Raw genomic sequence first — 9,714 nt, 5'->3', positions numbered from 1 at the left:
GGAATATACTCACTAAATTGAGTCTCAAGCTGCGTGGGTGCTAGCTGACTTAGAAACTGATCGACCGTTTGCTCTAAAGCATCAAACAACGCCTTCTGTTGGAGCTGAGGGTTTTGTAAGTACTGCTGATTTTTCTCTGTCAGCGTAATGAGTTTGTCGATGGACTGCTCAATTTTTGTATTACTTTCTACATTGACTGGAAAGTACTCAAGATCCGAAGGCTTTACTGTTTCCGCTTGGCTTTTTATTTCATGAATCTCGACGTTTGGCACAATCTTGTCATCGTCTAAGTCTTCAAAAGGATCGGAAGTAAAAGGGTCATCACTTAAAACGTTGTCTGAAGAGAAAGAAGGCTTTGATTTTTCCGGAGCGACCTCTGGAAGATCATCTAGGAAATCCACATCACCGTCATCGAGTTTTAGATCGAAATTTGCCAAAAATGAATCATCCTTATCACTGGTTTCTGGTGCAGCTGCTTTCGGACTGTTGAGTAGACTGATTAAGAGGGTATAACTTCCCACCTTGATGATGTCGCCGTCAGTCACTAGGTACTCTTTGTCTCGAATGAGCTTCTTATCGTTCAAAGACATGCCGTTATTGCTAACGTCTTTGATAACATAACCACGTTCGGTCAGAGAAAACTCACTGTGTACGCGAGAAATGTTTTTGCTTTGATCTGGTAAGGCGACATCACAAGATGGTGAGCGTCCTAAACTGCCACCTGCTTCGGGTAAGTAGGTGACACGCGAGGCAACAACCTCTTCAGCTGGAATAGAAATCATGTGAACACTGATGGACAATGTTTACTCCTCACATTTTGATATGGCTGAATTGAAGCTTTCTAAAAAGCCAGAGTAGGTTTTGAGGAATCTATTGGAAAAATACACCCCCATATCCTTCGTATCTAAAACGGCTGACTGGAAATAGTCAGAGGGCAGTGAAGCCTCATTAATCTCGTTTTGAAATACCAACTCATCTTCTAAAACAATATCAATTTCCCTTTGTTTTAAAAGCTTTAGTAACACTTTAGCATCCCGTGGCTGTTTAACTACGTTAAATCCATTGCGTTTTAGCCAAAACCATTTGTTGGAGCCAAATTTTGCTGAAAAGTTAAGGTTTAACTTTGACAACTCATCAATTTTGGGTTCAACGCCAGGTCCGAAATACCAACTTAAAGTTTGTTGGGCGATTGGTGATGAAAGGGTCGCATATTCGTCGCGTTCTGTGGTTTGCGTTGCGACGAAAAAACCGTGTTGGCTGCCACTGTGGACACGTAATTGTGCATCAGACCAACTTGTCATGGTTAGCTGGTATGGTTGCCCCATCTTTCCTAAGGCACATTTTACCTTGTCTAGCGCGATGCCTTGCATTTGAGCATTTTCATAACTTTGATAGGGTGGCCAATCTTGGGTCGTTAACAGCAGGCGTGATGGCCCCACGGTTATCTGTGAGTAGCTAGGCAACGACCACGATGCCAATAATAAGGTAGCCACCAGTGGTATTTTCAAATTTTTTACTCTATTTAACTTCATTAGAGTTTCCTATTACTTCGGAAATTTTCAAAATTGATACTGGAGGGTAGTAATCAAGTTTCTTAGCTRCCTTTATATTTACAATATAAGAATACTGGCTTAATGCTTCGATCGGAATGTGACTTGCACTTTCTATCCCGCTTAATATTTTTTCTGCTTTGTACCCAGCAAATTGTCCTACGTTGTAGTAACGGCTAACAATTCCAAACAGCGCTTCATGAGTTCGTATCGGACTTTCCGTAGCTGAGAATGTTGGTATGCCCATGCTATGTAAGCTCGACACAACCTCTCCACCTTTAGCTATGATGTAAGAGTCGGGTGGCAAGTAAGCAATATCGACCCCGTCATGTTTCATCTGCTTTACGGTGTTATAAATTAAGTTGCTGTTGGATGCTTTTTTATTTACTTCTAGGGGATATAAAATAACACGCTTGTTATAACTTTCCGATAACAACATCATCTTATTTGCGGTGATAAGGGAGTTATTTTCCGTTGGGTTGTAGATAACCCCAATTGTTGAAATGTTATTAAGCTTTTCAATGGCTTTAAACTGGGTGTCATGCGGCACTATGTGGCTAACACCGGTGAAATTTTGTGTTGATGAATCATACGTTTCAACAAGCTTAGAACCGATTGGATCGGTAACAATACTAAACACAACAGGTGTAGAATTATGGGTACGGAATTCACTGGGTTTCTCATATGTACCGAGTAAATTAAGAGTAATTGTCGTGCCAAATGTATAGATCAAATCAGCTTGTTGATACTGTACCTGTTCAACGAAAGCAGCTAGTTTCTCTTTGTTTCTATCCGCATCTAGAACCGTGTAACGTACATTTGAATTTTGGGACAAGTAATCCATGAATCCTTGTTCTGCATCTGTGACGCCTCGCCAAAGTAACATGATGACGTGCTTCTCTGAATTTTGATTAGCTAGGGCTAAAGGGCTAATAAAGAGTAGGGAGGCCAGTAATACGATTAACTTCATGACTGCACTCCTAGTTTTTGTTTATCAAACTTCAAAAATACTGAGAAAAATGCGATGAGACTAAAAGAACTTGCGAGTAGAGCGGCTCCAAAAATCATAATTGTCTGGTCATAGCCAAACACACTCAAACAAACCCCTGCCAACATTGGTCCTGTGATATTTCCGATGCGTTCTGTAAGCCTAAATATGCCGATAATTTTACCTTTTTCGATTCCTTGGCCTGACAACAAATCGATGACAAGAGGGATTTGAGGAGACACACATATCCCATGAGCCACACCAATAATAATCACTATAAGAAGAAGCCCTAGCGTGCCTTGGAAGAAATAGAAATTGAGTAATGCTAAGGCTGAAAGTAAGCCGCCAATAAAGATGAACGCCATTTTATTTTTGAGACGGTCAACGAGCACGGCGCTAAGTGGTGAGATTAAAATAATGGCTAGGCCGTAAGCCATAATAACGCGCCCTGAAACCGAACTGCTTTCACCTAAAAACTGTAAATAAACCGGGCAGATATAATAAAGGAAGCCTGTTAAAACAATTTTGGCTGGGATAGCGCTAAATATGGTGATCAACGCGAAATATTTGTTGCTGAGTAGTAGTTTGAAATCGCTGAGTTTAACAGGTTTACTTGCGTTATTTGACGATGACTTCTCAAAGAAGACACGCACTAACAATACGCTAACTAAAGCTAAGGCTCCCGCAAAAAGAAACGTTTCAGAATATCCCATTTTTTCTGCAAGGATCCCTCCTATGGCAGCTCCACATAATGAGCCGGAGAAAAAGGATGACAAGAAGGTCGCCATACCTTTTGTACGATTACTGTCGTTTGTTGTATCAGAAACGTACCCTTGCGCTGAAATGAAAACAATACCGTAGCCTACAGCAGTAAAAGCACGTGTAACGAGTAACAGTTCGATAGACGGAACAAATGCTGTTGCAACTAGGCCAACAGAAGTCATTGCTCCCCCTGTCATCAGTGAACGACGTCTGCCAACTTTGTCTGACCAGTATCCTGCGAATGGTAAAGAGATAGCCCAACAAAGCATGAAAAGAGAGATCGGTAGGCTGGTGGTTAAACTCTCTGGTATCCAGCCTCCGGAACTATCCAAAGACAGTACAAATGTAGGGAAGAAGGCTAGGGAAGACGCTTCAGCAAATACCAATAAGAATAGAGGCAGGCGGATAAACCGGAAATCTTGTTTATCGATTGGTATTGTTTTTTGATCTGGTTTTAAACGGCAAATCGCTTGATTGGTGAGCTCTAGCAGTTTTCCGATCTCATCTTTCGACGTTATTTTAGCAAGGTGATTAACGACGTCTCGATTCAGCATCATGAAGACTTTCTTTACTTGGTTCCATGGAGAAATGATCATGAAATTACACATAAAGAGGATGATCTCCGCCACGACTAAGCAAGAAGCGACGAGTACTGTCAGCATATCCATCACACTATCCTTAAGGAGCTTGAGGATAAGGTTGTTATCGGTGGTCACGCTTAGTTCGATATTCTCTTTTTGGTTTACCGTGAATTTACTCTCACGGATAGAGTCGGGCTGATTTGTCGAACTAGGGTACTGATAGTTAAAGCCATCTTCGTTTTTGAAGTTAATGGCTAGAATTTCTTCGTGATTATCGACATAGAAAGCGAACTCCTGCTCTAGGCCATGAAGTCTATTTACAGGTACACCTTCATCCAATAATCGCTTAATCATGGTGTTTAGAGAGTCGCCAATTAGGTTCGATTTTTGCTCTAGTTTAATTTCGTAGATCTTAGAAAACTTATCTAAAGATTGGTAAGAAACAGCAAAGTTGGCGGTTAGCGTTAATACTATGGCCAAAGAAATGATGAGTAACGGGAACTGTTTGGAACTTAGTTTGGTGAACCAGGTAGCATTGTTCACTGACTGTAATGACTTATGGGCATGGTTCAGAGAGGGAAGTAACTCATCATCGGAGGAGTTATTTTCTAGAATAGTTCGCGCTTGATTGACTCGGCCTACAATGCCTTGCAATAGTGGTTTTAAGGCTATTAACGCAATGAATATGGAAACACAGATCCAAGTGACTGAGAAAATAAATTGCTGCTTAAGAATCCAAGACTTCTGCATAGCTAATGCAGCCGTTGAGTAATAAAGTTGAATTTCGCCCTCAATCAAACCGAATGAATTGGTCAGATATACAGACAAGCGTCTGTTTGAGCTGTTAGCTGCGTTATCTACCGGCTCTATAGAAGAGTGTTGGTCTGAGTTAACGCCTGATGCACTAAAGAGAACCTTTCCTTGCTTCGAAACTACGCTAAGAGAAGAAATTCCATCAACTAACTTTACACGTCGCTCAAGCAGATTTTGAATATTAGAAACGGCGGATAAGGGCAAACCCAAGCTCAAAGCTTGATTAATATCGTTCTCGGTTTCATCGAGTACGATTTGATAAATAGAATCTGATGTATCAGTTAATCTTTTTTCAAAATTGAAATAATTTAAAGTGGCATTGAGAGCAATAGAGAACAGCAAAACCGTCGTAATAGCTAACGTTAACTTGACTCTAAGAGACAAGTTTATAAAAGAAAACTTAACGTTATCGATAATGCTGTTCATCTACTCTTAACCTATCTTTTAGCTAATTGTTAAATCGAAGTCTTTACTGTTACTTGTTGCCGTAACACTGACTTGGCTTATTGGTTCACTACGGCTCAAACGACCAATACATTCCTCGGCTAATCTAGGCATTAGGGAGCGATTAATGATTTGCTCAACGGCACGCCCACCCGTTGTTGGGTCGGTGTTTCTGTCAACAACGAACTGAACAAACTCTTTATCCCATGTGAATGAAGCTTGGTACTGTTCGGCCAATTTCTTCTTAATTCTATTCAGCGATATTTCTGTGATTTTTGCTAGCTCTTCATCATTAAGAGGGTAATAAGGCACGATCGTCGTTCTACCTAAAAACGCTGGTTTAAAGTAATGCTGAAGATCTGGGCGAATTGCTTCCAGGAGTTCATCGTTATCAATACGTTCTGTAGACTCGGCGCAAACATCACAAATTGCTTGGTCTGCCGCATTGGAGGTCATGATAATAATGGTGTTTTTAAAGTCGACAGTACGACCTTCACTGTCTTTGATATGACCTTTATCGAAGATTTGATAGAACAAATCATGCACGCCTGGGTGGGCTTTTTCCATTTCGTCTAGAAGTAGAACCGAATACGGGTTTCTGCGAATAGCTTCAGTTAAAACACCACCTTCACCAAAACCAACATAGCCGGCAGGGGAGCCAAGTAGCATTGAAATCTTATGCTCCTCTTTAAACTCGGTCATGTTGATTACTGTTAAGTCATTGCTACCGCCGTATAGTTGCTCCGCAAGTGCCATGGCGGTTTCGGTTTTACCCACGCCACTTGGGCCACACATTAGGAATACGCCAATAGGTTTTCTGTTGTCGGTTAATCCTGCTCTTGAAATACGGATGGCTTTAGCAAGCTCATTTTTAGCCACATCTTGGCCAATAACGCGAGTGTTAAGCTCATCTTCAAGTGTTAGTAGCTTCGCAATTTCATCGCTCATCATGTTTCCGACAGGAATGCCGGTCCAGTTAGCAATGACCTGTGCAATGGTATTATCGTCTACCATTGCATGAACAAGAGGCTCTTCGCCTTGTAGTGTCGCAAGCGCTGTTCTTAGCTGGTCTAGCTGTTGCTGTTTCTCTTTTTCGACGTCACCCTGTTCTTGCTGGGTCGTGATTTCTTGTTGAACAGTTTTTATTTGTTCGACGAGTTCGACTTCTTTTTCCCAACGTTCGTAGTACGCAGCAAGCGATTTTTGATTCGACTCAATTTCAGTCGCTAGCTCTTTAATTTCATCAGCGCTGTTAGAAAATAGGGCGTCTTCTTTCTCTAGAGCTGATTTCTCATTTTCTTGATAACGAATAGTTTGTTCTAGCGTTTCAAGAACCTCAGGTTTTGCACCTTGTGTTAAGGCAATTCTTGCACTTGCTGTATCAAGCAAACTAATCGCTTTGTCTGGTAATTGGCGGCTTGGTAAGTAACGAATAGATAGATTTACAGCGGCTTCGATGGCTGACTCTGCGATGAAAGCGCCATGATGAGATTGCAACGAAGCGGCTACGCCACGCAACATTTGCATTGCGTCTTCAGCATTCGGTTCTTCAATCGTGACGATTTGGAAACGACGGGTAAGCGCAGGATCTTTTTCAAAGTACTTTTTGTATTCAGCCCATGTCGTGGCGGCGATAGTTTTAAATTCACCACGCGCTAGCGCTGGTTTTAACAGGTTTGCCGCATCGTTTTGCCCTGCAGCACCACCGGCTCCGATGAGAGTATGTGCCTCATCTATAAATACGATGATAGGAACTTCAGAACTTTTCACTTCATTGATTACGTCTTTAAGGCGGTTTTCGAATTCACCTTTGACACTTGCACCTGCTTGTAATAAACCGAGATCAAGTGAGTGAATTTGAACACCTTGTAGCGCGCTAGGTACTTCGTCTGCAGCAATACGCAGGGCTAAACCTTCAACAACAGCGGTTTTACCTACACCAGGTTCACCGACCATAATTGGGTTGTTTTGACGCTTACGACATAGAATATCAATGGCTTTTCTAACTTCTGAGTTACGTCCTGATATCGGGTCGATGTTGCCATCTAATGCCTGTTGAGTCAGGTTTACCGTGTACTTACTCAGTGCATCGTTACCAGAAGGTGTTGTATCGACAGTTCCTGCACCTGAAGTTGTCGAAGTGCCGCTACGAGCAATCGGTGTCTTACGTATTAGACCTTGTAGAGACTCTAAAGATACATTGCTTAGACTTTCAAGCTGTAAGTTCGTAACACCTAATACGTTTTGCTGCATTAATGCTTGTACTAGGTGTAGGCTGACAATTTCACCGTGACCATAATTCACCGACGCAATCATCCATGCGTCTTTAACTAGCTCTGTAAGACCATGACTTAATGTTGGCTGGCCTTCACTGCCTTTCTGGAGTTGAGCGATTTTCCTTGATAGCTCGTTAACCACGGTATCTACTGTGATTTTTTGAGAATCAAACAGTGACATGAGCTTGGCATCTTTTTGAGAAATAAGCTGAAGAATCCAATGTTCAGTTTCGATAGCACCGACACCTTGGTTCATCGCTGCACCAGCAGATACTTCAAGCGCTTGCTTGAGATCTGGTGAGAGCTTTCCGACTAAGTTTGTGAGAGTTACTTGTGTCATATTTAATTCCTTGTATCTCTTTGATCTACATATGCCGTATTAGGGAACTACAAAAGCAAAATCTTTACGGTTTGATTGGGGTTTTGTTCTGGAGCTAGGCAGTCAACTTCACCTAACCGTGCAGCAATTAATGAATTACTAGATAGTGTTGGACGCGATAAATATGAGCGCTTGACACTGAGGTATATAGAAACTGGTGTGTTGTCTCTTAAATAATGCTGAGTTAATCGCAGCATAGAGTTTGCAAGTGCGTTGTCTTGCTGGATTTGATGAAACTCTCTCTGGCTTTTTGGAGTCACTGAAATGTTCAGGTTGTTAAAATGCGCTAAGCACGTTTTTCCTAACAAAAAACCTTGACCTAATTGACTGTTAAACCCCCGCTGTGAACCTAAACGAGTTAGTGAGTCCATAGGTAATTGACGTCGTTCACTGTTCTGGCAGGAGACGTCGATGGTGTAGGGGAAGTAGTCATTTAAAAGTTGGTTTAATGTAGTCAGGCTTCGACTTTGCTGGTTCAATAATAAAGAGTACTGAAAGAACTCGTGGTGTTCATTATTCAGCGCTGCAATATTATTGAGCAAGGCCGTTTTCTTCGCATTTTGCTCGCTTTCTACTAGCAGCCAACGCTGCGCTTGTACTCGATAAGCTATTTCAAAATGCCTTTGATTGAAGACATCTAGAAAGTCTTTTAATGCATGGTCTTCATTATGCAGGGCACTAAGTAGCTCTTCATAAATATAGTTGGGAATAACACCTTTCACGCCTGACAACGCTTGCTTTGCCAGCCTTAACTTCGCTTTATTTCCTTTCAACGAGAAATATTGGATTTCTTGAGGGTTACCTGTTGGCATTGCCTCGGCTTTAAGCTCAATCGAGATAGGAGAGCGACTAGAAGATTGCGCACTCTCTAATAATCTCATTGCCTGAATGAATTCATAGCGTTCAGGTTGGGCGGACAGATCTTGAATAAAACTACTCATTACTTGCCCCTCCTAAAAACCTAGATAACGTTATAGACATAACTGGCTACCATGAATTTTGGTATATTGCTTGGCGATACCGTCTCTGCCGTAGATTCTTATCTTCACTTGGACATAGCGGTCAAAACTACAAAATTGCTGAAAGAAGCGATTTAATACATCAGCAAAAGCAAGGTACGGTCGAGTAGCATCGAGCGTAATTTCTATTTCGGTGCCCGGAGAGAAAATATTCTTTCCTAAGACACGAATAGCGGAAACTTGAGAGCTAAATTCAACAGAGTGAATCATTTGAATTTCAGATGAAGAAACCTGACTTCTGCTACATAAAGTTAGCATTTGCTTCAAGCTAGCAACTGGGTTGTCTGATTGTAATAAAGAAGCAAAGTTAGTGTTCAATAAGCTGATAAACTCCCAGTGAATCTCTTGCTCTACTTCACGAGATATCGGTGCGGAAGGCGGATAAATAGGGGCGAACTCACCAGGTAAATCAATGCTTTCTAGGCACTCTAGCGATCCTTCTACACCACAGGCTTGTCTGCCATTACTGCAGAGTAGGTGCGTACCTAATAGTTTAGTGAACTCCATATCTGTAGGTTGTGAAAGAGATAGGGCAATACTCATATCGCCAAATAGATCTCTTTTGGTTTGCCAATAATCAAACTTTTGATTTTGTGAGTATTTTTCACGAAACAACGGTACGAGTGGTACTTCGCCATTGGGAGTAATCTCATACACATTTTGAACTTCTACGATTTCGATATGATTGTCACTGTGCGCGTCAGCATTCACTGGAGCAGACAGAGTGCGATGGTCGTAAGAAATAGGCTCGCCGGTTTGTTCAAATAAATTGATTGCAGGTATGACGTTAAGCTTGAATACATCCTTGTTAAACAGTCGAATAAATTCGGAAGGAACGGAAGACATAAATAAATTGATGACTATTTCCGATTCATTAAACTGTCGGGCATGCTTTCCAAAAC

At 41.6% G+C, this 9,714-nt stretch carries 7 protein-coding genes; all 7 read right to left on the bottom strand.

The window, feature by feature from the left end:
* On the bottom strand, positions 1-800 hold an 800-nt coding region (locus tag L4C33_RS16290), incomplete at its 3' end, for an FHA domain-containing protein (RefSeq protein ID WP_428813472.1).
* Positions 801-803: 3 nt separating this feature from the next.
* Entirely contained in the window at positions 804-1,532 is a 729-nt protein-coding gene (locus L4C33_RS16285) for a type 2 periplasmic-binding domain-containing protein (RefSeq protein WP_428813471.1), read from the bottom strand.
* Positions 1,519-2,520: an ABC transporter substrate-binding protein gene (locus L4C33_RS16280; protein WP_428813470.1), complete on the bottom strand. Its 1,002-nt coding sequence runs from the start codon at positions 2,518-2,520 to the stop codon at positions 1,519-1,521. Before L4C33_RS16280 ends, L4C33_RS16285 begins: the two co-directional genes overlap by 14 nt.
* Positions 2,517-5,120, bottom strand: coding sequence for an MFS transporter (locus L4C33_RS16275; protein ID WP_428813469.1), 2,604 nt, complete (start codon positions 5,118-5,120; stop codon positions 2,517-2,519). The genes L4C33_RS16280 and L4C33_RS16275 overlap by 4 nt, the downstream gene beginning before the upstream one ends.
* An 18-nt stretch (positions 5,121-5,138) precedes the next feature.
* A complete protein-coding gene (tssH, locus tag L4C33_RS16270; RefSeq protein WP_428813468.1) occupies positions 5,139-7,754 on the bottom strand; it encodes a type VI secretion system ATPase TssH in 2,616 nt (871 codons plus the stop codon).
* Between the two features lie 47 nt (positions 7,755-7,801).
* The gene (locus tag L4C33_RS16265) at positions 7,802-8,734 is read right to left on the bottom strand and encodes a type VI secretion system baseplate subunit TssG (RefSeq protein ID WP_428813467.1); all 933 of its coding nucleotides are present in this window, start codon (positions 8,732-8,734) and stop codon (positions 7,802-7,804) included.
* A gap of 30 nt (positions 8,735-8,764) precedes the next feature.
* Positions 8,765-9,714 (bottom strand): type VI secretion system baseplate subunit TssF (locus L4C33_RS16260; protein ID WP_428813466.1); only part of this gene is annotated, 950 nt, incomplete at its 5' end.

Origin of the sequence: Vibrio makurazakiensis (assembly GCF_050337375.1) — a bacterium.
Taxonomy (GTDB): Bacteria; Pseudomonadota; Gammaproteobacteria; order Enterobacterales; family Vibrionaceae; genus Vibrio; species Vibrio makurazakiensis.
This window is presented reverse-complemented; position numbering and strand designations above follow the sequence as displayed.

What these genes read in the sequence shown, in the direction of transcription:
- L4C33_RS16285 (WP_428813471.1), bottom strand. Translation starts at nt 1,532, where the DNA reads ATGAAGTTAAATAGAGTAAAAAATTTGAAAATACCACTGGTGGCTACC.
- L4C33_RS16275 (WP_428813469.1), bottom strand. Translation starts at nt 5,120, where the DNA reads ATGAACAGCATTATCGATAACGTTAAGTTTTCTTTTATAAACTTGTCT.
- tssH (WP_428813468.1), bottom strand. Translation starts at nt 7,754, where the DNA reads ATGACACAAGTAACTCTCACAAACTTAGTCGGAAAGCTCTCACCAGAT.
- L4C33_RS16265 (WP_428813467.1), bottom strand. Translation starts at nt 8,734, where the DNA reads ATGAGTAGTTTTATTCAAGATCTGTCCGCCCAACCTGAACGCTATGAA.